Source organism: Microbacterium sp. LMX7-1.2 (genome assembly GCF_040675935.1).
In the GTDB taxonomy this organism is placed as follows: Bacteria; Actinomycetota; Actinomycetes; order Actinomycetales; family Microbacteriaceae; genus Microbacterium.
Genome location: NZ_JBEGIL010000001.1, coordinates 2,028,277 through 2,050,384, shown reverse-complemented (window position 1 = coordinate 2,050,384; position 22,108 = coordinate 2,028,277). Strand labels below are relative to the sequence as shown.

Here is a 22,108-nt window from a genome sequence, read left to right as displayed (position 1 = left end):
TGCGGGACGCGGCCTCAGACCGACGTCAGGCCGTGCGGGGCGACGTTCAGTCGCTCGCATCCGTCGGCCGTGAGCACGACGATGTCCTCGATGCGGGCGCCCCACTCCCCCGCGAAGTAGATCCCCGGCTCGATGCTGAACGCCATCCCCTCGCGCAGCACCAGGTCGTTGCCGGGCGCGATGTAGGGCTCCTCGTGCACCGACACCCCGATGCCGTGGCCCGTCCGATGCAGGAACGCCTCGCCGAGTCCGGCCTGCTCGAGCACGCTGCGGGCTGCAGCATCGACGTCGTGCGCGGTGACGCCGGGTCGCGCAGCATCCACCGCCGCCTGCTGTGCGCGCACGAGCACGGCGATGCGTTCGGCGGCCTGCGGGTCGGGAATTCCGACGACATAGGTGCGCGTGCTGTCGGAGTTGTACCCGCTCGGGACCGCGCCGCCGATGTCGACGACCACCACGTCGCCGTCCTCGATCACGCGGTCCGAGACCTCGTGGTGCGGGTCGGCTCCGTTGGGGCCGGATCCGACGATCACGAACTCGACCGTGCGGTGCCCCTCCTCGACGATCGCGGCGGCGATGTCGGCGGCGACCTCGCGCTCGGTGCGTCCGGCGCGCAACCACTCCGGCACGCGGCGGTGCACGGCGTCGATGGCCGCTCCCGCCCGCCGGAGCTCGGCGATCTCGTCGGCGTCCTTGATCATGCGCCCTTCGCGGAGCACCGGGGTCGCGAGCTCGATCCGCACGCCCAGGCGTTCCCCCAACGGCACGACGTGCAGGGCCGGCAGTGCATCGGAGACGCCGACGCGCGCGGGCGAGCCGAGGGCCTCGGCGACCAGAGCGTACGGGTCCTCCCCGTCCACCCAGTCGGACACCGCGAGGCCGAGCTCGCCGACCGCGGTGCTGCGCACCTTGGCGAGCTCCATGCGCGGGACGACGACGGTCGGCGGGATGCCGGGGCCGAGCACGAGGGCGGTGAGACGCTCGATCGTGTCTCCCTCGACGCCCACGAGGTACTGCAGGTCGGGTCCGGGTCCGACGATGATCGCGTCGAGTCCCGCCGAGGCCGCCAGCGCGCTCGCGCGGTCGAGGCGGGCGGCGTACACGGAAGCGGGGAACGGCGGTGTGCTCACGGCATCCACGCTACTGCGACGCGGCGGTCGGCGACACGGTCCTGCGCCCCCGGAACCGCTCGTGCCCTCCCGGAAGGTCGGGAGGGCACGATGTCGGAGCTGATCAGCGGGTGCCCACCGGCTCCCACAGAGCGAGGGCGGTGATCCAGGAGGGGTCGCCCCAGGCGCGGTGCGACTGCACGGCCCGGTACACGACGCCCTCATGGCGGCGCAGGTCACCCCGGGTGTACGTGCCGACGGCCGTCCAGGCAGGGATCCCGACGGCGGGCGTGGTGACGGGCGGCGTCACGGGTGCGGGCGGTGTCGGTGCGGCGGCGGTCGTCGAGACGGTGAACACGGCGCTCGCCGCCTCGCCCGCCGCTGACACGGCGACGATCCGGTAGCGGTACGTCGTGCCCGCGGCGAGGCCCGAGTCCAGGTAACGCGCCGAGACCGAGGTCCCGACCGCGGAGTAGGCGATCCCGTCGGTGGAGCGTTCGATGCGGTACGAGGTCGCGCCCGCCGCGCCCTTCCACATCAGGTCGACGCTCGACGCGGTGCGACCCATGGAGTGCACCCCGCTCGGCGTGCCGGGCGCGGTCGCCGTCGGGGGCGTCGTGACCGGCGGTGCGGTCGTGGGAGGGGCGCTGACCGGCGGCACGGTCACCGGCGGGACGGTGACGGGAGGCACGGTGACGGGAGGCGTCGTCACCGGTGGGGTCGTGCCCGCTCCCCCGCCGCGGACGTCGATGTCGATCGTGTTGTAGAACGCGTTGGTGGTGTCGGCGATGTCCCACACCGCGTAGATGACGTGGTAGCCGGTGTGTGTCGACGGGATCGTGAGGGTGTGCACGGTGGGGACCGCCGGGATGTCCCCGCGTCCGTCGAAGGTCGCGAGCGGCTCGAGGTCCGCACGCTCCAGCTCGTCGTTCGGATCCCATCCGGGCTTCGTGATGAAGTACCGCCACTGGGCGGTGCGGTGGGCAGCCGTCAGCGACCACGCCACCTGCACGGGTCCCGCCTCGACGACGTTCTTCTGCCACCGCGTCGCGGTCTGCTCGTCGAGCGTGCCACCGAAGAGCCCGCCGGCCGAGGCGAGTCGTCCGTCGGCGGGACCGCCCGCGGGGAATCCCTTCGGTGCCTCGAGGCTCTGCGGCTCGAACTGCACGGCTCCGCGATCCGCGTTCGCCGACCACGCGGCGCGGGAGATCAGGGTCGAGGACGACCCTCCCACGTAGCCGTGGCCGAAGGCGGATGCGGGGGCGGTGAGGAGTCCGGCGGCGGTGATCGCGGCCACGGCGAGCGTGGTCGCTCCGAGTCGTCTGCGAGGTGTCATGCCTCCAGTGATATCGGCTCGTATGCCGGGAACTCGCGGTATCCCGGCATACGTTCCTGACCCGCCGTCCGCCGTGCGACGTGACGGCTCAGCTCATCGCCAGGCGCAGGCGTTCCGCGAGGAACTTCCGGTTCGCTGCGTCGAGCGCGAGCACCGCGTACGCGGTCGGCCAGAGGGTGCCGTCGTCGAGGTTCGCCGGCTGCTCGAAGCCGAACGTGCCGTAGCGGGTCTTGAACTTGCTCGCGGGCTGGAAGAAGCACAGCACCTTGCCGTCCTTCGCCCACGCGGGCATGCCGTAGTACGTGCGCGGCATGAGCTCGGGCGCGACCTCCGACACGAGGGCGTGCAGCCCCTCCGCAATCTCGCGGTCGGTGTCGGACAGCTTCTCGAGCGACGCCTTGAGGTCGGCCTCGCCCTCTGCACGCACCTCCTCCGGTGTCTTCTTGGCGCGCGAGCGCGCCTTCTTCTTGTCGTCGGCTGCGGCCTTCATGGCCTCGCGCTCTTCGGCGCTGAAGCCGGTCTCCTTGTCGGCCATCTCTGGCTCCTCTCCTGGGGTTCTCGGTGATGACTTCACCCTAGGGATGCCGCCGCGGTCGGCGCTTCTCGATTCGTGATCGATTCCCACGACGCGGAACGGAGCGGGGCCGAGGCGGACCGGGGACATGCGGGTCGTCGTTCCATGCCCGTCCGGTTAGGGTGGGGAGATGGACATGCGTGTCGCGGCATACGCAGTCGTCACCGATGACGACGGGCGGCTGCTGCTGGCGCGCTGGATCGAGGGCCGCCGGGTCGCGTGGACCATGCCCGGCGGCGGACTCGAACCGGGCGAGGACCCGCAGGCGGCGGTGCGCCGCGAGCTGCGGGAGGAGACCGGGTACACCGTCAAGGTCGGCGAGCTCCTCGGCATACACTCGCGCGTGATCCCGGCATCCCAGCGCGTCAACGACTCCGATCAGCCGCTGCACACGCTCCGCATCGTGTACCGCGCGAGCGTCACGGGCGGTCGTCTGCAGTATGAGACCGATGGATCGACCGACATGGCGGCGTGGTACCCGCTGAAGTCCGTGGCCGAGCTGCAGCGCGTGAAGCTCGTCGACATCTCGCTCCGCATGGCCGGGCTGCTCTGACGCGCTCGGCACGGCAAGCGAAGGCTGGCCGTCAGCCCCGGGACTCCTCGGGCACCGAGATGTCGGCCACGGTCGCCCCGTATGCGGCGATCAGGTCGTCGGCGTCGACGAACAGGCTGTACCCGTGCGCACCGGCCCCCATCGCGATCCGCTGACCGACGATCGTCTCGTCCGCGAAGACGGGCCAGTCGGTCGTGCTGCCGATGGGCACGATCGTCCCGCGCTCGTAGCCCGTGGCGGCGAGGGCCAGCTCGGCCTCGGGCAGACGCAGCTTGTTCACGCCGACGACCGCCCGCAGCTTGGCCCAGGAGATCGAACGCCCGCCGGGCACCAGCGCGAACAGGTAGGTGTCGTCGGATCGCTTGACGACGAGTGTCTTGACGATGCCGGACGGCGGGATGCCGAGGATCTCGGCCGCTTCGACCAGGCTGTTCGCCGCGGGACGCTCGCGGATCTCGACCGCGAGATCACGGGCGGCCGCGGCGTCTTTCACGCGCGCATGCGGATCCGCCGACCCGGAGGTCGACGGATCGTGGGGCGTGATCACGCGTCGGGCGCGGACAGCGGGTCGTCGGCGACCCACAGCTCGTCGTCGGCGCGAAGCGCCTGCCACGCGGTGTACAGCACGCCGACGGCGGCGGCGACGCCGAGGATCACGGCGATGACGGCGCCGGCGCCGGGACCCTTCTTCTCGGGCTGCACGGCCTTGCGGACCTTCTTCGTGGCCTTGTTCACGTTCTTCTCGAAGCCGTGGCGCTTGGCGTTCGCGACGTCCCACGCGGTGAGCGCGCTGCCGACGACGCCGCCGACGATCGGGACGACCTTGTCGTCGACCACGTGACGGCCGAGACGAGCACCCTGGTCGAGCACGGGAGCGACGCGGCGGTTGTACGTGTCCTGCACGACGGGCGCGACCTGCTCACGTCCGAAGTGGCCGAGCTGACGGCCGGCCTCACGAGCGACATCGGCGGCGTGGCCGACGAGGATCTGCTGGTTCTCCCACAGCTGGTTGGCGTCGGACTGGAGCCGACGCAGTTCCTTCTTCCGCTTGCGGCTGATGCTCACGATGCTCTCCTGTCGATTGGAGTACGGGTTCACCATCTTGCCACGCCACCCTGGAAGGGGCGAGGGAATCGCCGAGCCCTTGCGCTGAGGGCGGATCGACGCTAGATCCCGGCCGATCCACACGAAGCTCTGAGAGAATGAGGGCATGGCTCATGCTTCTCACGTCGCAACCCTGCACACCAACCACGGTGACATCGTCATCAACCTCTTCGGCGACCACGCCCCGAAGACGGTCAAGAACTTCGTCGGTCTGGCCGACGGCACCCAGGAGTGGACCGACCCGGCCACCGGCAAGCCCGGCGAGGGACCGCTCTACAAGGACGTCATCTTCCACCGCATCATCCCCAACTTCATGATCCAGGGCGGCGACCCGCTCGGTCAGGGCGTCGGCGGTCCCGGTTACAACTTCAACGACGAGATCCACGGTGACCTGAACTTCAACGACCCGTACATCCTCGCCATGGCGAACGCCGGCCTGCGTCGCAACGCGATCACAGGTCAGGTCGAGGGCACCAACGGTTCGCAGTTCTTCATCACGACCGACCCGACCCCGTGGTTGCAGGGCAAGCACACGATCTTCGGCGAGGTCGCCGACGACGCGTCCAAGGCCGTCGTCGACGCGATCGCCGCGGTGCCGACCGCCGCGGGCGACCGTCCCATCGAGCCGGTCGTCCTGCAGTCGATCGACATCGTCGCCGCCTGAGTCCGAGGCTGGCCGATCCGGATGACCACGCCTGAGTTCGCGGACAACCGCGACAACTTCTGCTACCGGCATCCGGATCGGCAGAGCTTCGTGCTCTGCCAGCGGTGCCTGCGCACCATCTGCCCCGAGTGTCAGACCCAGGCCGCGGTCGGGGTCATCTGCCCCGAGTGCATGGCGGCGGAGCGCAAGAACCGCACCCCCGCCCAGAAGAGGGCCGCACGTCGCTGGGGCACGCGCCCGGCCATGGGCACCGCACGCAGCGGCAAGCCCGTCGTCACCTACGCGCTGCTGCTGGTGACCTCGATCATCGGCCTGCTGCAGATGGTGCCTGGCCTCGGCGACGCCATCACAGCACAGTTGCTGTTCGCGCCCCGCTACCTGTATCCCGACCTCTTCCTCCTGCCATTCGAGCCGTGGCGCATGCTCACCGCGGTCTTCGCGCACGGCGGCTTCATCCACCTCGGTCTGAACATGCTCGCCCTGTGGATGCTGGGGCAGAGTCTCGAGCCGATGCTCGGTCGCGTCCGTTTCCTGTCGCTCTACCTCATCAGCGGTCTCGGCGGTTCGGTGGCCGTCGCCCTCCTCGATCCGGGGACGGCGACGGTCGGCGCCTCCGGGGCGATCTTCGGGCTCATGGCCGCTCTGCTCATCATCGGGCGGCACATCGGGGCGAACGTCACCGGCATCCTCGTGATCCTCGGCATCAACTTCATCTTCGGTTTCTTCGTTCCCGGCATCGCCTGGCAGGCGCACCTGGGTGGAGCCGTCGTGGGCGCAGTCGTGGCGCTGATCCTCACGCGCACGCGGAGACGTGAGCAGCGCGCGGCGCAGATCGCGATGCTCGTGGGACTCACGTTGCTGCTCATCGCCGTCGTCGCGGTCGTCCCTCCCCTGCTGATCACCTCGGTCTACGCCTGATCAGCGGTTGTTAACAGGTTCGTTAACAGGTGTGAATAACATCCGTGTAATTCTCCCCAGGTGTGCACAACCCTGTGGATAACTCTGTGGTGACCTTGTGGACGGCTGTGGGAAACATGCCGGGAGACAGCAGAAGGCCCCTCGCGATGCGAGGGGCCTTCGAGGCAGAGGGGGCGGCGTCTAGCGCCAGCGGGTGGTCATCAGGAACCCGATGAGGGCGATGCCCAGACCGATCGCGAGGTTCCAGTTGTCGAGACCGGGGATCGGGAACTGCATCCCGGAGATGTAGAACACGAGGATCCATGCGAGGCCCAGCAGCATGAAGCCGATCATCACCGGCTTGAACCACACCGCGTTGGGTGCGGATTCGCCCTCGGTGCGCGGTGCGTCGGGCTCTTCGGTCTTGCGCTCTCGTGCCATTCCGACATTGTACCCATGAGAGGTATATGCGACGGAAAACAGGCGTCGATCCGGGGCCGGTGCACAGGCCCGCGGGATAGGATCGCGCCATGACCGCATCCGTCGTCTCGGGGGAGCGACGTGGCCGACGCCGCCGCCCTCGATCGCGCGCCACCGTAACCAGCGTCCTCGGTGAGCTCCTGCTGACCGCCGGCGTCCTGGTGCTGCTGTTCGTCGCCTGGCAGATGTGGATCGGCGACATCATCATCAGCGCGCAGAAGAACGACGAGGGCGCGCAGATGTCTCAGGAGCTCGCGGAGGCTCCTGTGCCCGAGCTCCCGCCGGTCGTGGAGACCGACGACGGCACCACCGTGTACGAGCCGGTGGTCCCCGCGCCGCCCGCCGATGCGCAGTGGCTCGCCCAGATGCACATTCCCCGCTTCGGCTCCGAGTACAACGTCGGGATCTACGGCGGCACGAGCCGCGCCCGCACACTCGACAAGCTCGGCATCGGCGTCTACACGAACTCCAAGATGCCGGGCGAGGTCGGCAACTTCGCGATGGCCGGGCACCGCACCACCTGGGGCAAGCCGTTCAACCAGCTCGACAAGCTGCAGCTCGGCGACGCGATCGTGGTCGAGACGGCCGACGGCTGGTTCACCTACCGCTTCCGCACACTCGAGTACGTCAAGCCGACACAGACCGACGTGCTGCTCGACGTGCCGCAGATGCCCGGGGTCGAGACGGGCGAGCGCTACATCACGCTCACGGCCTGCTCCCCGCTGTACTCCCTCGCCGAGCGCATCGTCGCGTACGGCGTCTTCGAGAGCTTCCAGCCGCGCGCCGAGGGGCCGCCCCCGGCACTCACCGATCCGCCTCCGCCGCCGGCCGCGCCGTCGATCTGACCGAAGGGAACGCGAAGGAACCATGTACGCCGCACTCTGGCGCATCCTGCCCGGCCCCTGGTGGCTCAAGCTGTTCATCCTGCTCGTGGTCGTCGCGGCCGTGCTCTACGGGCTGTTCTGGTACGTGTTCCCGTGGCTGAGTCCGATCATCACTCCGGGCGAGGTCGACCTCGAATGACCCGCGTGCTCGTCGTGGACAACCACGACAGCTTCGTGCACACACTCGTCGGCTATCTGCGCGAGCTCGGCGCAGACGTCGCGATGATCGAGGCGGATGCCGTCGACGCGGCGATCCTGGAGGGGATGCTGCCGCAGTTCGACGCCCTGCTCGTCTCCCCCGGGCCGGGAGCACCTGCCGACGCCGGGGCCTCGATCGCGGCCGTGCGCGTCGCGGCCCGGTTGGGGATGCCGCTGCTCGGCGTGTGCCTCGGTCATCAGGCCATCGGCGCGGCGTTCGGCGCTCCCGTCTCCGAGGCGCCGGAGCTGATGCACGGCATGGTGTCGGAGGTCGCACACGACGGCGCGGCGCTGTTCGACGGCATCCCCTCGCCGTTCGCGGTCGGTCGCTACCATTCGCTGGCGCTCGACGAGCAGAGGCTGCCCGCTGAGCTCGTCGTGACGGCGCGCACGGCGACCGGCACCGTGATGGCGCTCGCTCACGCAGAGCTGCCGATTTTCGGCGTGCAGTTCCACCCGGAGAGCGTGCTCACCGACGGCGGATACCGGCTGCTCGCGAACTGGCTCTCGCTGTGCGGCGATCGCAACGCCGTGCCGCGCGCCGAGCGTCTGCATCCCCTGTCGCGCGGCTGAACCCGTGCCTGCGACGGTCCGCGTGCGGCGGATCAGCCCGCGGCCGCGCAGTACCGCAGCTCGACGGTCGAGCCGATCGGCACATCGCCCGGAGCGATCGACATCGCCGCGACCGTGGGCGGGTTGTTCGGGGTGCAGTCCGTGAGCTCGACCGGCGTCGCCACGAGCCCGATGCGCTCGAGCTCCGCAGTCGCCGCGGTGAGCGTCCACCCCGTGACGTCGGTGAGGGTCATGCGTCCGCTCGCGACGACCAGGTTGACCGCGGTCTTCGGGGCGACCTCGGCCTCGGCGGCCTCGCTGGCCTCCATCACCGTGTCGGCGGCGAGCCCCTTGTCGTTGCGTTGGATCACCGTGCCGAGCTGCAGTCCCGCCTGTGCGAGCGCCTCCTTGGCGGCATCCAGCGACAGCCCCTCGAGCGTGGGGACCACGACGGTCTCCTTACCCGAGGAGACGTAGACCGTGATGGTGTCGCCCTCGGTGACCGCGGTGCCGGCCTCGGGATCCGTACGGATCACGTTGCCTTCGGCGATGTCGCTGCTCGACTCGAGCACGAGCTTCGACGCGAGATCGAGTTCGCCCAGGTCGTCCTGCGCCCTCTCGGCCGACACGTTCACGAGATCGGGGACGGTGCGGGAGTCCGCCGGCACCTCGTCCGGGCGCATGCTGATCGTCCAGACCCAGAACAGCACCGACGCGAGCAGCACCGCCAGCAGCGCGACGCCGGCCCAGATCCATGCGACCGGGGGACCGGACTGCGTGCGGGCCATGGTCGTGTCGGTGCTGAGCTGACGGAGCGAGCGGGCCGTCTCCTGCGCCTGACGCGGGCTCGGACCGTACAGCTCGCTCGTCAGGGCGCCGATCTCCTTGCGGGTCGGGGTCGCGCCGGTGACCGCGGAGTCGAGCGCCGCGCGGAAGTGCGCGGCATCCGGGAATCGCTGGTACGGGTCCTTCGCGAGCGCGCGCAGCACGATGGGGTCGAGCGCCGGAGGGGCGTCCTCGTTGACCTCGGTGGGAGGTACGGGGGTCTCGCTCACGTGCTGGTAGGCGACGGCCACGGGGGACTCGCCGCGGAACGGCTGACGCCCGGTGAGCAGCTCGTAGAGCACGACGCCGGTCGAGTACAGGTCGGCGCGTGCGTCGACGGGCTCGCCCTTGGCCTGCTCGGGGGAGAAGTACGCGGCGGTGCCGATGATCTGGGTCGTCTCGGCCACCGTCGACGAGGAGTCCGACACCGCGCGCGCGATGCCGAAGTCCATGACCTTCACCTGGCCCTTGTCGGTCACCATGACGTTGCCGGGCTTGATGTCGCGGTGCACGACACCGGCACGGTGCGAGTAGTCCAGGGCTTCGAGGATGCCGTCGACGTAGCGGACCGCGTCCTCGACCGGGACCGGGCCGCGCGCGATGATGTCCTTCAGCAGCGTGCCGCCGATGAGCTCCATCACGATGTACGGCGGGTCGTTCGAGTCGTCGCCCGGAGCCGAGGGGTCGCCGGCGTCGTAGACGCGCACGATCGACGGGTGGGACATGCGCGACGCCGACTGCGCCTCGAGGCGGAAGCGGGTGCGGAACGCGGTGTCGCGGGCGAGCTCGGGGTCGAGGATCTTGATCGCGACGTCACGGCCCAGAGTCAGGTCGTAGCCGCGGTACACCTTCGCCATGCCGCCGTGCCCGATGAGCTCGCCGACGCGATAGCGACCTGCGAGAACGCGTGGCTCTGTCGACACGTACTGACCCCCTGGAACGACCTGACCTGATGAGAACCTCAGCCTACGGCGTGCAACCCCTAATCGCCTGTGTCCTCGCCGCCGCCGTCACCGGCCGCGGGGAGGATCAGCACCGGAGGCATGGAGTCCGACTGCTGCGAGGGCATGTCGCTGCCGCAGAACACCCGGTACGTGGCGGTGATCGACTGACCGGCCGTGCCCGGGATGATCTGCGTCGAGAGGACGCTCGGTCCGAAGCTGCGGATCGATTCCCCGGCGTTGCCGCCCGAGAAGGTCGCGTTCGTGAGGGTGACCTCGAACGACGAGCGAGCGCCGGTGCCCGAGGGGCACTCGAAGCTCGGCCAGTTCAGCGTGACCGCTACGCCCGTGGTCGCCGTGCCGGCGATCGTCGGAGTGCCGGTGGGCTTCCCGACCTGCGCCCGCTCCTTGTACGTGGTGAGGACGATCGAAGTGCCCTCGGGCACGTTGCCGCCGGGCTGGACCGACTCGACGGTCCCGACCTGGTCGGCGTTCGGGGCCACCGTGTTCCCGACGACGCACTCCGCCTGGAGTCCGGCGTTGATCGCGGCGCTGCGGGCGGCCTCGCACTGCATCCCCACGAGCCCGAGCCCGTCGACGTCGACCATCTCGGCGGTCGGAGTCGGGGTGGGGGTGGGCGTCGGAGTGGGGGACGCGCTGGTCGTGGTCGGCTTGGGTGTCGGATCGGCGTCGCCGCCCGGGTTCGTGAGAGCCCAGACAGTGCCGACCAGCACGATCACCAGCAGCGCGATCAGCGCGATGAGCGGCCACGTCCAACGGCTGCGCTTCTTCTTCTCGGTCGCGTCCTCGGCCGCTTCCTCGGTCGCGAGCTGCGCCGTGGTCGGCAGCACGCGCGTGGCGCCGTCGTCGCCGGAGGCCGTGAGCAGACGCGTCGCATCGTCGCCGGCCACCCCGCCGTTCGCGATGGCGGGAACGGCGATCGCGGCGGAGTTCAGATCTCCGCGACGCAGGGCCTGCGCCGCGCGGGCGACGGTCGCCGCGGACGACGGTCGATCGGCCGGCTTCTTGGCGATCATCGCCATCACGAGGTTCTGCACCGGGATCGGCACGGTCGGCGGCAGCGGCGGGGGCTGCTCGTTGATCTGAGCCATCGCGATCGCGACCTGCGACTCGCCCGTGAAGGGACGCTTTCCTGCAAGGCACTCGTAGGCGACGATCCCGAGCGAGTACGTGTCGGTCGCGGGGGACGCCGGGTGACCGGAGGCCTGCTCGGGCGACAGGTACTGCACCGTGCCCATGACCTGACCGGTGGCGGTCAGCGGAACCTGGTCGGCGATGCGCGCGATGCCGAAGTCGGTGATCTTGACGCGGCCGTCGGGGGTGATCAGCAGGTTGCCCGGCTTGATGTCGCGATGCACCAGACCGGCGGCGTGCGCGGCCTGGAGCGCCGAAGCCGTCTGGGCCACGATGTCGAGCGTCTTGTCGGCGCTCAGTGAGCCGTCGCGCTCGAGGATCGTCGAGAGCGCCTCGCCGGGCACGAGCTCCATGACGAGGTAGGCGCTGCCGTTCTCCTCGCCGTAGTCGAACACGCTGGCGATGCCCTCGTGGTTCACGAGCGCCGCGTGCCGTGCCTCCGCACGGAAACGCTCGAGGAACCCGGGGTCCCCCATGTACTCGTCCTTGAGGATCTTGATCGCGACGGTGCGTCCGATGACGTGATCCGTCGCCTCCCACACCTCGCCCATGCCGCCGATCGCGATACGCGACTGCAGCTCGTAGCGACCACCGAACGACACACCCTGCGTCGGTCTCATCTGCCCAGCACCGCCTCTATGACCTTCTTCGCAATCGGAGCGGCGATGGTGTCGCCGGATCCCGATTGCCCTTTTCCTCCGCCGTCTTCGACGAGGACCGCTACTGCGACCTGCGGGTCGTCCGCGGGTGCGAATCCGGTGAACCACAGCGTGTACGGCTTGCTGCCGTTCTCCGTGGTGCCGGTCTTACCCGCCACATCGACCCCGTCTATTCTTGCACCCTGAGCAGCGCCCGTTGAGACGCTCGCGACCATGGATGCCGTCACCTGATCGGCGACCGTCGCGTCGAGCGCGCGACCGAACTCGGTGTCGTCGTACGAGCGGATCACCGACAGGTCGTTGCCGATGACCGTGTCGACGAGTCGCGGGTTCATCACGACGCCGTCGTTCGCGATCCCGGCCGACAGCATCGCGATCTGCAGGGGAGTAGCCGTGACCTGACCCTGGCCGAATCCGCTGAGTGCGGTCTGCGCGTCGTCGAGCGCGCGCGGGTAGCTGGAGGGCGTCGACTCGAGGGGTGTCGAGAAGCTCTGGTTGAACCCGAACTTCTCGGCCGTCTCGCGGATCTTGTCGTCGCCGAGCTGCACCGCGAGCTCCGCCATCGGGATGTTGCAGCTCAGACGGATCGCCTCGGCGATCGTGACCGTGTCGCCGGGGCCGCACGTGCCGCCCCAGGCGTTCGCGACCGTGTTCGAGGACTGCGGCAGCTGGTAGCGCGCCGGATTGGGCAGCGTCGAGTCGGGCGTGTAGTCGCCGGACTCGTAGGCGGCCGCCGCGACGATGAGCTTGAAGGTCGAGCCGGGAGGGTTCAGGTCTCCCGCGATCGCACGGTTCGACAGGGGCTTCAGGGGGTCGGCGACGAGCTGGTCGTAGGCCGCGTTCGCGGCATCCGCGTCGTGGGTGGCCAGGGTGTTCGTGTCGAACCCGGGAGTGGACACCATCGCGAGGATGCGGCCGGTGCTCGGCTCGATCGCGACGACGGCGCCCTGCAGGCCCTGGAGTGCGTCGTAGGCCGCCTGCTGCGCCGCCGTGTCGAGCGAGAGCTCGACGCCGAAGCCGGTCTGCGGCTGGCCGGAGAGGATGCGCTCGATCTCGGCGAAGAACGCTGTGGAGCCCGTGCCCGAGAGGTCGGCGTTGAGGGCGCGCTCGATGCCGGTGGCCGACTGCAGGGCGGGGTTGAAGTACCCGGTCACGGGCTCCCACATCGCGCCGTCGGTGTAGACGCGCTGGAACTGGTACCGGTCGGACGACGGTGTGGACGACACGATCGGGACGCCGTCGACGATGATGGACCCGCGCTGGATCTCGTAGCTGTCGTACAGCGTGCGGCGGTTGTTCTGGTTCTGCGCGAGGCTGTCGGCCTCGACGACCTGAATCCAGCTGGTCGCGGCGAACAGCGAGATGAACATGAACAGCATCACGATGCTGAGACGGCGGAGCTCTTTGGTCATCAGCCGATCACCGCCCTCGGCTGGCTGCGGACGCCGTCGGAGATGCGCAGCAGGATCGCGACGATGAGCCAGTTGGCCACGAGCGAGGAGCCTCCGGCGGCGAGGAACGGGGTGGTGAGACCGGTGAGCGGGATGATCCGCGTGACGCCGCCGACCATGATGAACACCTGCAGGGCGATCGTGAACGCCAGCCCTGTCGCGAGCAGCTTGCCGAAGTCGTCCTGACCGGCGAGGCCGATGCGGACGCCGCGGCTGATGAACACCATGTACAGGCACAGCACGGCGAACAGACCGATCAGGCCGATCTCCTCGCCGAGGCTCGTGATGATGTAGTCGCTGTGCGCGAGCGGGGTCACGTCGGGGCGCCCCTGGCCCCATCCGGTGCCGAGCAGGCCGCCGTGCGCGAGACCGAACAGTCCCTGCATCGGCTGGAAGCCGGCGCCGGCGGGATCGACCTTGTCGGGGTCGAACAGGAACAGCCAGTTCGTGAAGCGACCCTGCACGTAGCTGAGGATCTGCGTCGCCACCGCGACCCCGGCCGCGACGAGCGCGAGGCCGATCAGCACCCAGCTGGTCTTGCCCGTCGCGACGTACAGCATCGCGACGAACATGCCGAAGATGAGGGTTCCGGTGCCGAGGTCGCGCTGGATCACGATGATGCCGAGCGAGATCGCCCACACCACGAGGACGGGGCCCAGCTCGCGCATGCGCGGCCAGGTGATCCCGAGGAATCGCGTGCCGACGGACGTCAGGCTCTCGCGCGTGCGCACCAGGTACCCGGCGAAGAAGATCGCGAGGCAGATCTTGGCGAGCTCGCCGGGCTGGAAGGCGAACATGCCGCCGAGGGAGACCCACACCTGGGCGTTCGCGTCGGGGATGCGCAGGCCCGGGACGAACGGCAGCAGCAGGAGCAGGATGCCGGAGAGGCCGAAGATGTACGTGTACCGGAACAGCACCCGGTAGTTGCGCAGCATGATCACCATGGTGATCGCGCCGGCGAGGGAGATGGCCGTCCACGCCAGCTGCTTGGTCGAGTAGGCGTCCCAGCCGGTGAGGGCCTTGGCGATGTCGATGCGGTAGATCATCGAGATGCCGAGACCCGTGAGCAGGGTGGCGATCGGCAGCACGAACGGGTCCGCGTTCGAGGCGACGATCCGCAGCACGAAGTGCAGGGCGAACGCCAGCACCGCGAGGCCGCCGCCGATCGCGAGGATCATCGGGTCGATCAGGCCGAGGGCGCCGAGCTGGGTCAGCGCCAGGGCCGAGCCGCTGATCACGACGGCGAACAGCAGCAGCCAGAACTCGCGGTTGCGCTGCGTCTGCGGCAGCCGGAGCGTCCGCAGCGCCTTGATGACGGTGGTGTCGGCCTGGACGTCGCTGCTCATCCTGCACCCTCCGTCTCGGTTGGGGTCGGCACGGGGGTGGGCAGCGGCGTCTCGCCGGTGACGCGGTCGGCGCCCGCCTGCAGGCGCGCGACGATGGCCTGCGCGTCGGAGAGCGACCGCGCGGTGATCGTGCGCTCGACGGAGTCGCGCTGATACGGCGGGAGGTTCGCGAGCAGGATGTCGGTGTCCTCGATGGGCGTCGACAGTGTGATCGGGCCGATGTTCTGCTGCACGCCCTGGTAGATCACCACGCTGTCCTCGTCGGCGCCGACGAAGTAGCGCGTCTGCGTCCAGCTGTAGGCGGCGAACGCCGCGAAGGCGAGCATCGCGAGCACCACCAGCATCCCGGCGATCCAGCCGAGACGGCGGCGCTTGGCGCGACGGCGATCCTCCTCGATGAGCTCTTCGAGGTATTCCGAGGAGGGCTCGAAGTGGCTGGGGTCGTTCGCGGCCTGGCGCACCGGGTGCAGCCAGCTGCTGCGCGGGGCTCGCACGGGAGGGACCGTGATGTTCGCGGGGTTCGACGCCGAGCCCACGATCGTCGCGGTGCCGGAGTGCATGGCGTGCTGACCGCCGACGTCGACCAGCACGATCGTGACGTTGTCGGGCGCGCCGCCGTCGAGCGCCTGCTTCAGGAGGTTGTCGGCCGTGCGGCCCGGCGCGAGACCGAGGCGCATGGCCTTGAGGATGTGGTCCTCGTCGACGACGCCGGAGAGCCCGTCGGAGCACAGCAGCCAGCGGTCGCCGGGCTGCGTGTGCATCACGAACATGTCGAGCTCGGGATCGGAGTCCATGTCGCTGAGCACGCGCATCAGCACGGAGCGCCGCGGGTGGTACCGCGCCTCCTCGGGGGTGATGCGTCCCGAATCGACCAGACGCTGCACGAAGGTGTGGTCGGCCGTGATCTGGGTGAGCGCGTCGTCGCGATAGAGGTAGATGCGCGAGTCGCCGATGTGCCCGATCACCGCGAAGTCGTCGACCATGATGATCGCGCTCAGCGTGGTGCCGAGTCCCGCGAGCTCCGGGCGGTCCTTCGCGGCGCGGATCAGGTCGCCCGCGGCCGTGGTCGCGGCGGCCTGCAGCGAGGCCTGCGCGTCCTCGGTCGACGTGTAGGGCTGATCGAGCGGCTGCATGCGTGAGATCGCGATGCTCGAGGCGACGTCGCCGCCCGCGTGGCCGCCCATGCCGTCGGCGACGACGAACAGGTTGGCCCCGGAGTACCCGGAGTCCTGGTTGTTGGAGCGGACCTTCCCGGTGTGGGAGATCGCGACGCTCGAGCCTTCGAAGACCATGCCCGGGTCAGGCTCGCAGCTCGAAGGTCGTGGCGCCCACCTTGATGGGAACGCCGAGTCCGAGGGCGACGGGACCGCCCGTGACGCGGTTGCCGGCGACGAACGTGCCGTTGGTCGAATCGAGGTCCTGGATCGCCCAGGCGTCGCCGCGCAGCAGCAGGCGCGCGTGATGGCTGGACGTGTAGTCGTCGCGGATCACCAGGGCGGACTCGCTGGAGCGGCCGATCGTGAGGATGTCGGTGCCGAGAGGCAGTTCGAGTCCGGCCTTCGGTCCTGAGGTGATCACGAGGCGCTTGGCGGTCGCGATCGTCGCCGGTCCCGTGCTCGCCTTCGATGAGGCGGGACGCTTGGCGGGGGCCGGGGGAGTGGTGGGGGATGCGGCAGCGGCGTCGCCCTCGGCGGGGAGCTTGCGCACCTTCATGCCGAACAGGTCGGCGCGCAGCGAGTACACGACACCGAACACGAAGAACCACAGCAGCACCAGGAAGCCGATGCGCATGAGGAGGAGGACGAGCTCACTGGGGGTCGTCATCAGATCGCTCCGAACGCGCGGGTCGCGTCGTCGTCGCGCGGACGCGGGGGGCGCGAGGGCGTGGCGATGGGGACGATGCGGAAGATCAGATCGGTGCGGCCGATTGTGAGGGTGGTGTCGGTGGGGAGGCCGGCCTCGCGCACCTTCGCGCCGTTGACCTTCGTGCCGTTCGTGGAGCCCAGGTCGCGCATCATGGCGCGCTCGCCGTCCCAGAGGATCTCGACGTGCTTGCGGCTCGATCCGGCATCCGCGATCGTGATGTCGGCGTCCGTGCCGCGGCCGATCACGGTGCGTGCACGCGTGAGCGGGTGGCGGCGGCCGTCGACGTCGATCACGGCCTGCCAGTTCACGCGGCCCTCGACCGTGCCCGAGCTCACGCGCACGGTCCCGGTCGCGATGTCATCGGCTTCCAGAGCGATCGCCAGCGGGCCGGCGAAGCTGTACCCCTGCGACTTCGCGTGCTTCGTGAGGAGCGCGTGCAGTTCGTCGGTCAGCGCACCGCCGAGCCCCTGCATCCGCTCGTAGTCGTCGGCGCTCAGGCGCACGACGTAGTTGTTGGGCGCGATGATGCGGTCGCGGCTCACGACGGCCGCCTTCGTGTCGGCTTCACGCCGCAGCGCCGAAGCGATCTCCACAGGCTGGATGCCGCTGCGGAAGGTCTTCGCGAAGGCGCTGTTCACAGCGCGCTCGAGACCCTTCTCAAAGCTGTCAAGTAGTCCCACTGGGCTCCTCTGGCATGCCAACTGGTGGGTACATCGTAGCCAGGTGACCTGGGTGATCGCCCGCTCGAGGCTCTTCGTCGGTTGATTTCCGTGCGGATCCGGGGCCGGTCGGGCCGCCGTCGCCGCGGTTTTCGGGTGGCTCGAACGCGTGATAGCCTTGGGAAGTTGAGTTCTTCGGAACGAGACGACTCGCGCGAGTGGCGGAATGGTAGACGCGCTGGCTTCAGGTGCCAGTGTCCTTATGGACGTGGGGGTTCAAGTCCCCCCTCGCGCACAGTGAGTGGAAGAGCCGGTCAGAATGGATTTCTGACCGGCTCTTTTGTTTGTCCCCGGTCTTCGGCAGAGGGTTCGCGACGCGGCCTCGGTGCTATCGTGCGAGCACGGCGATCGACGCGACGAGGGGGATGCATGGACGCGCAGGGTCCGACCATCATGCACGATGCCCCGCTCGACGATACGCGCACGGCGCGCCGCATCCGGTGGTTCGCGCGACGCCGTTTCGTGCTGCTGACGACGGTCGTCGTGATCCCGATCCTCCTGTCGCTCGTGCTCAACAGCTGGGGAGCGCTCACGGCGGAGAGCGCGTGGCGTATGGCTGTCGCGACGGTGGTCGGTCAGACGATCACGATCTGCGGCGCCATCATCGCGGTCGTGCTGACGATCGTGCAGCGTCGGCCCGCTGTCGCGGTCATCGCCTTCGCTCTGCTCGCGGCGGTGCTCGTCCTGAACGCCCTGAGCACCATGGACGGCGCGGGTCAGGTGCTGCTCGACCGGCTCGATCTCATCGCCGAGACCGCAGCCCTCGATCGTTGACCGTGATGTCGACGCGACCTCGACACCTCCGAGCTCTGGAGACCGACCGTTTCGAACTGCGTCCTCAGCGGGAGACGGATGCCGAGGCCTTCCGCGAACTGTGGACCGAGCGGGATCCGCGGGTCCCGCGGCATCGGCAGCTCACGTCCGACGGGCATCCCACCGTCGAGGAGATCGCCGAGAGCATCCGGGCAGGCGCGGAGCCGGGGCTACTCACGGTCGTGGCGACGGGCTCAGGCGAGGTGGTCGGCTACTGCGGGATTGTCTTCCACGGGAGCGGTGAGCCGGACGAGCCCGAGATCGCCTTCGAACTGCTGCGCGGGGTCCACGGCCGCGGCTATGCGACGGAAGCGGCGACCGCCGTGCTCGCCGAGGCGCGCCGCGCCGGGCACCCGCGGATCTGGGCGACGGTCTGGGATTGGAACACCCCATCGCTGCGCGTCCTCGAGAAGCTCGGGTTCGTCGACTCGGGCGCGGCGAACCCGGTCACGCCGCACGGTCGGACCATCCTCCTGAAGTCCGTCGCCTGAAGGCGCACTGACGCGAGCTTGTTCTCCGCTGGTGACACAACTTGTGATAGACTTGTGGAACAAACCGGGGAGGCTATCGTGTCATCAGCAGTGATGTGGACACCGGGCGAGATCGTGGGCGTGGCCTTCTCGATCCCGCTCACATCGTTCGTCGTCGCGATCTTCGTCGCGCTGGTCCTCGAAGCCTGGCGGTCGCGTCCCAGTGAGGGAGCGAGCGTCCGCCGTGCCGCGTCCGCGACGATCGACCGCACCGGCGCGGTCGGCGTGCGTCATCGTCCAGAACTCATCGCCGTCGTCGTCATCGCCGCGGCCGTCGTGTGCACCCACCTGCTCGACTTCGTGCTGCGCTCCTACGTGCTGAACACGTCGGGGTCGACCGCATCGCTGCGCTTCGCGCTCCCCGTGATCGTCGCATCCCTGGGGCTTGCCGGTCTCGCTGCGCTCGTGGTCGTGAGAGGATCCGCGGCGTCCGTCATCCCGGTGACGCCCTCCGTGCGGCGGACCTGGCTGACCTTCAGCCGTCGGAGAGATCTCGTCGTCGCCGCCCTCGTCGCCACCGTACTCGCGGCCACGACCGTCGCCGCAGGACTGGCCTCGTCGACGGATCCGCAGGGGCAGCACATCTGGCTCGTCGTCCCCGTGCCGAACGTCGATGCCGTCGACCCGCTCCGACTCCACTTCTACGGGTGGACGTATGGGGTGCCCGTGCTGATCGCGCTCGCCGCGCTGCTCATCTCCCTCGCGGCGCTCCTGCGGGTCAACGCAGCCCGACCGTTCCTGTCCCCGGACACGGTCGCGGCCGAGCGCCTCGCGCGTCGGAGCATCGCGTCGACGGCTGCGCGCATCGCCGCGGCGGCTCTCGGCCTCGCCCTCGCCGGGGCCTGGCGACTCATCGCCTCGACCGGATCGGTCACGAGCCTCGTCATCACGGGGCAGAACGACGGCCACCCCTACGAATCCGCGTGGCGGTATGCCGAGCTCGCCGCAGCGGCAGGGTGGGCCGCGCCCGTGCTGGAGATCGCCGCCTACGCGACGCTGCTCGTCGTGGTCATCGGCATGCCGCGGCGCCTGCCCTTGTCTGCGCGGACGACTGATCGCTCCGACACGGTCGGGGCGAGGCGATGACACCGGTGACGACCGGGGAGATGCCCGAGGAGGGTGTCAGCGCACGTGAGATCTACGCGCAGTTCCGTGGTCTGATCGTCTCGGGTCGGCTCGGCGCGAACGAGCGGCTCCCCACGGTCCGGCAGACGGCGACAGACCTCGGCGTCGCCCCGGGCACGGCGGCGAAAGCGTACAAGATGCTCGAGCAGGAGGGACTCGTCGTGAGCCGCACCGCGGCGGGGACCCGAGTCGCCGCATCGGCGGCGGTCCTCCCGCTGCCGGTCCTGAGGCGGGTGCGGGACCTCGTGGACGAGGCGACGGCCTCGGGCTCATCCGCCGACGATGTCGTCGACGTTCTCCGGGCGCTATGGCCGGCGGCATCCGCGGCGCCGACCGCGATGCGGGTCGACTGACGGCCCTATCCGCCCCGCGTCGCCCTCAGGCGCGGTTCCACGGCGGCGAGGGGTACTCGGTCGGTGGCTCCGGCCACCCCACCGCGAGGATGCAGAGAGCGAGGACGCCCACGATGCTCACGACCGCGAGGACGATCGAGGTCGTTCGCATCGTTCGCATCGTTCGCGAGCGCTCGTACCCTCCACCCCTCATGACCGCGAACGACCCGCCGAGCAGGCCCAGCCAGGCGATCAGCAGGATCACGGCGAAGCCGACGCCGATGCCGCTCTCGGAGTCGTCCCAGTAGCTGCGGGCGATGAAGCCGCCGTCCCATCCCACTCCGGCGAGGCTCAGCCACCCGGCACCGAGGACTCCGCACACGGTCGCGACGAGCCACAGGACGACACCACCCACCAGACGCATGGTCCGAGAGTAACGAACGGCCGAAGAGGATCCTCGAGCGAGATTTCTTGACGAATCCGACGCCCACCCGTATCTTGGTGCCAAGACGTTTTGGCAAAACGTCTTGGCACTGAGGGTCTGCATTCTCATCCACAAGCGAATGGAGTCGAAGTGAAGAAGCTTCGCACACGAGCGACGGGGCGTGCTCGGCACGTCGGCGTCGCGCTGGCCGCGCTCTCCGCGGCGGCAGTCGCCCTCAGCGGTTGCGGTGCTGGCGGCGCTGCAACCACCGCGGGCGCCGATGGACTGACCATCGTCGTCGAGGGCGGGGGCAAGGCGGAACTGCAGCCCATCGCCGACCTCTACACCGAGGAGACCGGCACTGAGATCACCCTGGTCGAGCTGCCGTACGCGGGGCTCTACGACCGGATCTCCTCGGAACTCAAGTCCGGAACCCCATCGTTCGACATCGCCGCGCTCGACGCCATCTGGCTCACCTCGTTCGGGCCAGGGCTCGCGCCACTGGACGACATCGCTGGCGACGAGGTCAAAGCCGATCTCTTCGACGGGCTCGTGAGCGAGGCGACCGTCGACGGGAAGTTCGTCGGGATGCCCGTCTGGACGAACTCGGAAGTGCTCTTCTACCGGACCGACCTCTTCGAGGACCCCACGAACAAGGCCGAGTTCGAAGCGGCCTACGGATACCCGCTCACACCGCCGACGACCTGGGAACAGTACCGCGACGCCGCGGAGTTCTTCACACAGGACACCGACGGCGACGGGAAGGTCGATCTGTACGGCACCGATGTGAAGGGCGCCGTCGAGACGGAATGGCTCGCCACGGTGTCGCAGGCGGGCGAGGAGCAGATGGTGCTCGACCCCGAGTCCGGGGAGGTCACGATCGACAATGCCGCGCACCAGGAGGCGCTCGACTTCTACGTGAGCCTGCTGCCGTTCGCCCCGCCGGGAGCGGCGCAGCTCGACTGGGCCGGCGCACAGAACCTCTTCTACCAGGGCAACCTCGCCATGATGCGGTTCTGGGGTCACGCGTATCGCCAGACCCCCGACGACTCTCCCGTCAAGGACGCGATCGGCGTCGCGCCGATGATCGGCGGCCCCGGCGGAGTCGCCGGAGTGCCGGGCGCCTGGTACCTCTCGGTGCCCGCGAGCGGCACGAAGCCGGATGCCGCGATGGAGTTCATCGCGTTCGCCTACGAGCACAACGACCTCGCCGCCGATACCTCGCTCGGACTCGTCGCACGCAAAAGCGCGTTCGAGAGCAAGGACGGCGTGGCCGGATTCGAGAACTACCCGGCGCTGGTGAGCACACTCGAGGCACCGCAGAGCCTTCCGCGACCGAAGACCGAGAAGTGGCAGGAGATCGTCGACTCCGTGCTCATCCCGACCCTGCAGAAGGCGGTGGAGCCGAACGCCGACACGGCCGCGCTGCTGTCCGACGCGCGATCGCAGATCGAATCGATCATCGAGTAGGACCCCGGCTCCGTGCACTCGACATCCCTCCGCACTGCCGCTGGGGTGGCTTCGGCCGCCCCAGCGCAGTCCACCCCGCCCCGTCGGCTCGGTCGACGGGA

The 22,108-nt window shown here is 69.4% G+C and carries 25 protein-coding genes and 1 tRNA gene; 12 read left to right on the top strand and 14 right to left on the bottom strand.

Annotation, left to right across the window (positions count from 1 at the left end):
* Window positions 1–14: 14 nt before the first annotated feature.
* The 3 genes from MRBLMX7_RS09975 to MRBLMX7_RS09965 form a co-directional block, all read right to left on the bottom strand.
* A complete protein-coding gene (locus MRBLMX7_RS09975; protein WP_363368091.1) occupies window positions 15–1,130 on the bottom strand; it encodes a M24 family metallopeptidase in 1,116 nt (371 codons plus the stop codon).
* A gap of 103 nt (window positions 1,131–1,233) precedes the next feature.
* Window positions 1,234–2,445 (bottom strand): lytic polysaccharide monooxygenase, encoded by a 1,212-nt coding sequence (locus tag MRBLMX7_RS09970; RefSeq protein ID WP_363368089.1) that lies wholly within the window; start codon window positions 2,443–2,445, stop codon window positions 1,234–1,236.
* Between the two features lie 88 nt (window positions 2,446–2,533).
* Entirely contained in the window at window positions 2,534–2,980 is a 447-nt protein-coding gene (locus tag MRBLMX7_RS09965) for a hypothetical protein (protein WP_363368087.1), read from the bottom strand.
* A gap of 169 nt (window positions 2,981–3,149) precedes the next feature.
* On the opposite strand from MRBLMX7_RS09965, the gene MRBLMX7_RS09960 reads away from it, so the two are divergent.
* Window positions 3,150–3,572 (top strand): NUDIX hydrolase, encoded by a 423-nt coding sequence (locus MRBLMX7_RS09960; RefSeq protein ID WP_050723521.1) that lies wholly within the window; start codon window positions 3,150–3,152, stop codon window positions 3,570–3,572.
* Window positions 3,573–3,603: 31 nt separating this feature from the next.
* Here the strand turns inward: MRBLMX7_RS09960 and MRBLMX7_RS09955 are convergent, their stop codons facing one another.
* Both MRBLMX7_RS09955 and MRBLMX7_RS09950 read right to left on the bottom strand, forming a co-directional pair.
* A complete protein-coding gene (locus tag MRBLMX7_RS09955; RefSeq protein WP_363368085.1) occupies window positions 3,604–4,065 on the bottom strand; it encodes an aminoacyl-tRNA deacylase in 462 nt (153 codons plus the stop codon).
* A gap of 50 nt (window positions 4,066–4,115) precedes the next feature.
* Window positions 4,116–4,784, bottom strand: coding sequence for a DNA helicase (locus MRBLMX7_RS09950; RefSeq protein ID WP_327037280.1), 669 nt, complete (start codon window positions 4,782–4,784; stop codon window positions 4,116–4,118).
* On the opposite strand from MRBLMX7_RS09950, the gene MRBLMX7_RS09945 reads away from it, so the two are divergent.
* The gene (locus tag MRBLMX7_RS09945) at window positions 4,783–5,340 is read left to right on the top strand and encodes a peptidylprolyl isomerase (RefSeq protein WP_050723520.1); all 558 of its coding nucleotides are present in this window, start codon (window positions 4,783–4,785) and stop codon (window positions 5,338–5,340) included. The two genes, MRBLMX7_RS09950 and MRBLMX7_RS09945, sit on opposite strands and share 2 nt — an antisense overlap.
* Before the next feature lie 21 nt (window positions 5,341–5,361).
* Window positions 5,362–6,258 (top strand): rhomboid family intramembrane serine protease, encoded by an 897-nt coding sequence (locus MRBLMX7_RS09940; protein ID WP_363368082.1) that lies wholly within the window; start codon window positions 5,362–5,364, stop codon window positions 6,256–6,258.
* Window positions 6,259–6,438: 180 nt separating this feature from the next.
* On the opposite strand, the gene MRBLMX7_RS09935 is transcribed toward MRBLMX7_RS09940, so the two are convergent.
* The gene (locus MRBLMX7_RS09935) at window positions 6,439–6,678 is read right to left on the bottom strand and encodes a cell division protein CrgA (protein WP_363368080.1); all 240 of its coding nucleotides are present in this window, start codon (window positions 6,676–6,678) and stop codon (window positions 6,439–6,441) included.
* 89 nt (window positions 6,679–6,767) lie between these two features.
* On the opposite strand from MRBLMX7_RS09935, the gene MRBLMX7_RS09930 reads away from it, so the two are divergent.
* The 3 genes from MRBLMX7_RS09930 to MRBLMX7_RS09920 are packed head-to-tail and all read left to right on the top strand — an operon-like array spanning window position 6,768 to window position 8,372.
* A complete protein-coding gene (locus tag MRBLMX7_RS09930; RefSeq protein ID WP_363368077.1) occupies window positions 6,768–7,562 on the top strand; it encodes a class E sortase in 795 nt (264 codons plus the stop codon).
* 22 nt (window positions 7,563–7,584) lie between these two features.
* Entirely contained in the window at window positions 7,585–7,740 is a 156-nt protein-coding gene (locus MRBLMX7_RS09925) for a hypothetical protein (protein ID WP_363368075.1), read from the top strand.
* Window positions 7,737–8,372 (top strand): anthranilate synthase component II, encoded by a 636-nt coding sequence (locus MRBLMX7_RS09920; RefSeq protein ID WP_363368073.1) that lies wholly within the window; start codon window positions 7,737–7,739, stop codon window positions 8,370–8,372. Before MRBLMX7_RS09925 ends, MRBLMX7_RS09920 begins: the two co-directional genes overlap by 4 nt.
* A gap of 32 nt (window positions 8,373–8,404) precedes the next feature.
* Here MRBLMX7_RS09920 and pknB read toward each other — a convergent pair whose 3' ends face one another.
* The 7 genes from pknB to MRBLMX7_RS09885 are packed head-to-tail and all read right to left on the bottom strand — an operon-like array spanning window position 8,405 to window position 17,274.
* Window positions 8,405–10,099 (bottom strand): Stk1 family PASTA domain-containing Ser/Thr kinase, encoded by a 1,695-nt coding sequence (gene pknB, locus MRBLMX7_RS09915; RefSeq protein WP_050723515.1) that lies wholly within the window; start codon window positions 10,097–10,099, stop codon window positions 8,405–8,407.
* Window positions 10,100–10,158: 59 nt separating this feature from the next.
* The gene (locus tag MRBLMX7_RS09910; protein ID WP_363368070.1) at window positions 10,159–11,892 is read right to left on the bottom strand and encodes a protein kinase domain-containing protein; all 1,734 of its coding nucleotides are present in this window, start codon (window positions 11,890–11,892) and stop codon (window positions 10,159–10,161) included.
* Window positions 11,889–13,343: a peptidoglycan D,D-transpeptidase FtsI family protein gene (locus MRBLMX7_RS09905; RefSeq protein ID WP_363368068.1), complete on the bottom strand. Its 1,455-nt coding sequence runs from the start codon at window positions 13,341–13,343 to the stop codon at window positions 11,889–11,891. Before MRBLMX7_RS09905 ends, MRBLMX7_RS09910 begins: the two co-directional genes overlap by 4 nt.
* Window positions 13,343–14,728, bottom strand: coding sequence for an FtsW/RodA/SpoVE family cell cycle protein (locus MRBLMX7_RS09900; protein WP_363368066.1), 1,386 nt, complete (start codon window positions 14,726–14,728; stop codon window positions 13,343–13,345). The genes MRBLMX7_RS09905 and MRBLMX7_RS09900 overlap by 1 nt, the downstream gene beginning before the upstream one ends.
* Window positions 14,725–16,020 (bottom strand): PP2C family protein-serine/threonine phosphatase, encoded by a 1,296-nt coding sequence (locus tag MRBLMX7_RS09895; RefSeq protein ID WP_050723511.1) that lies wholly within the window; start codon window positions 16,018–16,020, stop codon window positions 14,725–14,727. Before MRBLMX7_RS09895 ends, MRBLMX7_RS09900 begins: the two co-directional genes overlap by 4 nt.
* Window positions 16,021–16,027: 7 nt before the next feature.
* Window positions 16,028–16,552, bottom strand: coding sequence for an FHA domain-containing protein FhaB/FipA (locus MRBLMX7_RS09890; protein ID WP_050723510.1), 525 nt, complete (start codon window positions 16,550–16,552; stop codon window positions 16,028–16,030).
* Window positions 16,552–17,274 carry a DUF3662 and FHA domain-containing protein gene (locus MRBLMX7_RS09885; RefSeq protein ID WP_363368063.1) on the bottom strand — a complete coding sequence of 241 codons (723 nt, stop codon included), beginning with the start codon at window positions 17,272–17,274 and terminating at the stop codon, window positions 16,552–16,554. The genes MRBLMX7_RS09890 and MRBLMX7_RS09885 overlap by 1 nt, the downstream gene beginning before the upstream one ends.
* A 191-nt stretch (window positions 17,275–17,465) precedes the next feature.
* On the opposite strand from MRBLMX7_RS09885, the gene MRBLMX7_RS09880 reads away from it, so the two are divergent.
* The 5 genes from MRBLMX7_RS09880 (at window position 17,466) to MRBLMX7_RS09860 (ending at window position 20,134) form a co-directional block, all read left to right on the top strand.
* Window positions 17,466–17,548: transfer RNA gene (locus tag MRBLMX7_RS09880), tRNA-Leu, on the top strand.
* Window positions 17,549–17,682: 134 nt separating this feature from the next.
* Window positions 17,683–18,087: a hypothetical protein gene (locus MRBLMX7_RS09875; RefSeq protein ID WP_363368061.1), complete on the top strand. Its 405-nt coding sequence runs from the start codon at window positions 17,683–17,685 to the stop codon at window positions 18,085–18,087.
* A gap of 5 nt (window positions 18,088–18,092) precedes the next feature.
* Window positions 18,093–18,617: a GNAT family N-acetyltransferase gene (locus MRBLMX7_RS09870; protein WP_363368059.1), complete on the top strand. Its 525-nt coding sequence runs from the start codon at window positions 18,093–18,095 to the stop codon at window positions 18,615–18,617.
* 78 nt (window positions 18,618–18,695) lie between these two features.
* Window positions 18,696–19,742: a hypothetical protein gene (locus MRBLMX7_RS09865; protein ID WP_363368057.1), complete on the top strand. Its 1,047-nt coding sequence runs from the start codon at window positions 18,696–18,698 to the stop codon at window positions 19,740–19,742.
* Window positions 19,739–20,134: a GntR family transcriptional regulator gene (locus MRBLMX7_RS09860; protein WP_363368055.1), complete on the top strand. Its 396-nt coding sequence runs from the start codon at window positions 19,739–19,741 to the stop codon at window positions 20,132–20,134. The genes MRBLMX7_RS09865 and MRBLMX7_RS09860 overlap by 4 nt, the downstream gene beginning before the upstream one ends.
* A gap of 25 nt (window positions 20,135–20,159) precedes the next feature.
* Here MRBLMX7_RS09860 and MRBLMX7_RS09855 read toward each other — a convergent pair whose 3' ends face one another.
* The gene (locus MRBLMX7_RS09855; protein WP_363368053.1) at window positions 20,160–20,537 is read right to left on the bottom strand and encodes a hypothetical protein; all 378 of its coding nucleotides are present in this window, start codon (window positions 20,535–20,537) and stop codon (window positions 20,160–20,162) included.
* 150 nt (window positions 20,538–20,687) lie between these two features.
* Here MRBLMX7_RS09855 and MRBLMX7_RS09850 point away from each other — a divergent pair, with 150 nt between their 5' ends.
* Window positions 20,688–22,007 (top strand): extracellular solute-binding protein, encoded by a 1,320-nt coding sequence (locus MRBLMX7_RS09850; protein ID WP_363368051.1) that lies wholly within the window; start codon window positions 20,688–20,690, stop codon window positions 22,005–22,007.
* Window positions 22,008–22,108: the final 101 nt, after the last annotated feature.

Bases quoted from the DNA above. Each gene is read 5' to 3' on its own strand.
- MRBLMX7_RS09970 (WP_363368089.1), bottom strand. From the start codon at position 2,445: ATGACACCTCGCAGACGACTCGGAGCGACCACGCTCGCCGTGGCCGCG.
- MRBLMX7_RS09965 (WP_363368087.1), bottom strand. From the start codon at position 2,980: ATGGCCGACAAGGAGACCGGCTTCAGCGCCGAAGAGCGCGAGGCCATG.
- MRBLMX7_RS09960 (WP_050723521.1), top strand. From the start codon at position 3,150: ATGGACATGCGTGTCGCGGCATACGCAGTCGTCACCGATGACGACGGG.
- MRBLMX7_RS09945 (WP_050723520.1), top strand. From the start codon at position 4,783: ATGGCTCATGCTTCTCACGTCGCAACCCTGCACACCAACCACGGTGAC.
- MRBLMX7_RS09950 (WP_327037280.1), bottom strand. From the start codon at position 4,784: ATGCCCTCATTCTCTCAGAGCTTCGTGTGGATCGGCCGGGATCTAGCG.
- MRBLMX7_RS09940 (WP_363368082.1), top strand. From the start codon at position 5,362: ATGACCACGCCTGAGTTCGCGGACAACCGCGACAACTTCTGCTACCGG.
- MRBLMX7_RS09935 (WP_363368080.1), bottom strand. From the start codon at position 6,678: ATGGCACGAGAGCGCAAGACCGAAGAGCCCGACGCACCGCGCACCGAG.
- MRBLMX7_RS09930 (WP_363368077.1), top strand. From the start codon at position 6,768: ATGACCGCATCCGTCGTCTCGGGGGAGCGACGTGGCCGACGCCGCCGC.
- MRBLMX7_RS09925 (WP_363368075.1), top strand. From the start codon at position 7,585: ATGTACGCCGCACTCTGGCGCATCCTGCCCGGCCCCTGGTGGCTCAAG.
- MRBLMX7_RS09920 (WP_363368073.1), top strand. From the start codon at position 7,737: ATGACCCGCGTGCTCGTCGTGGACAACCACGACAGCTTCGTGCACACA.
- MRBLMX7_RS09910 (WP_363368070.1), bottom strand. From the start codon at position 11,892: ATGAGACCGACGCAGGGTGTGTCGTTCGGTGGTCGCTACGAGCTGCAG.
- MRBLMX7_RS09905 (WP_363368068.1), bottom strand. From the start codon at position 13,343: ATGACCAAAGAGCTCCGCCGTCTCAGCATCGTGATGCTGTTCATGTTC.
- MRBLMX7_RS09900 (WP_363368066.1), bottom strand. From the start codon at position 14,728: ATGAGCAGCGACGTCCAGGCCGACACCACCGTCATCAAGGCGCTGCGG.
- MRBLMX7_RS09895 (WP_050723511.1), bottom strand. From the start codon at position 16,020: ATGGTCTTCGAAGGCTCGAGCGTCGCGATCTCCCACACCGGGAAGGTC.
- MRBLMX7_RS09890 (WP_050723510.1), bottom strand. From the start codon at position 16,552: ATGACGACCCCCAGTGAGCTCGTCCTCCTCCTCATGCGCATCGGCTTC.
- MRBLMX7_RS09875 (WP_363368061.1), top strand. From the start codon at position 17,683: ATGGACGCGCAGGGTCCGACCATCATGCACGATGCCCCGCTCGACGAT.
- MRBLMX7_RS09870 (WP_363368059.1), top strand. From the start codon at position 18,093: ATGTCGACGCGACCTCGACACCTCCGAGCTCTGGAGACCGACCGTTTC.
- MRBLMX7_RS09860 (WP_363368055.1), top strand. From the start codon at position 19,739: ATGACACCGGTGACGACCGGGGAGATGCCCGAGGAGGGTGTCAGCGCA.
- MRBLMX7_RS09855 (WP_363368053.1), bottom strand. From the start codon at position 20,537: ATGCGTCTGGTGGGTGGTGTCGTCCTGTGGCTCGTCGCGACCGTGTGC.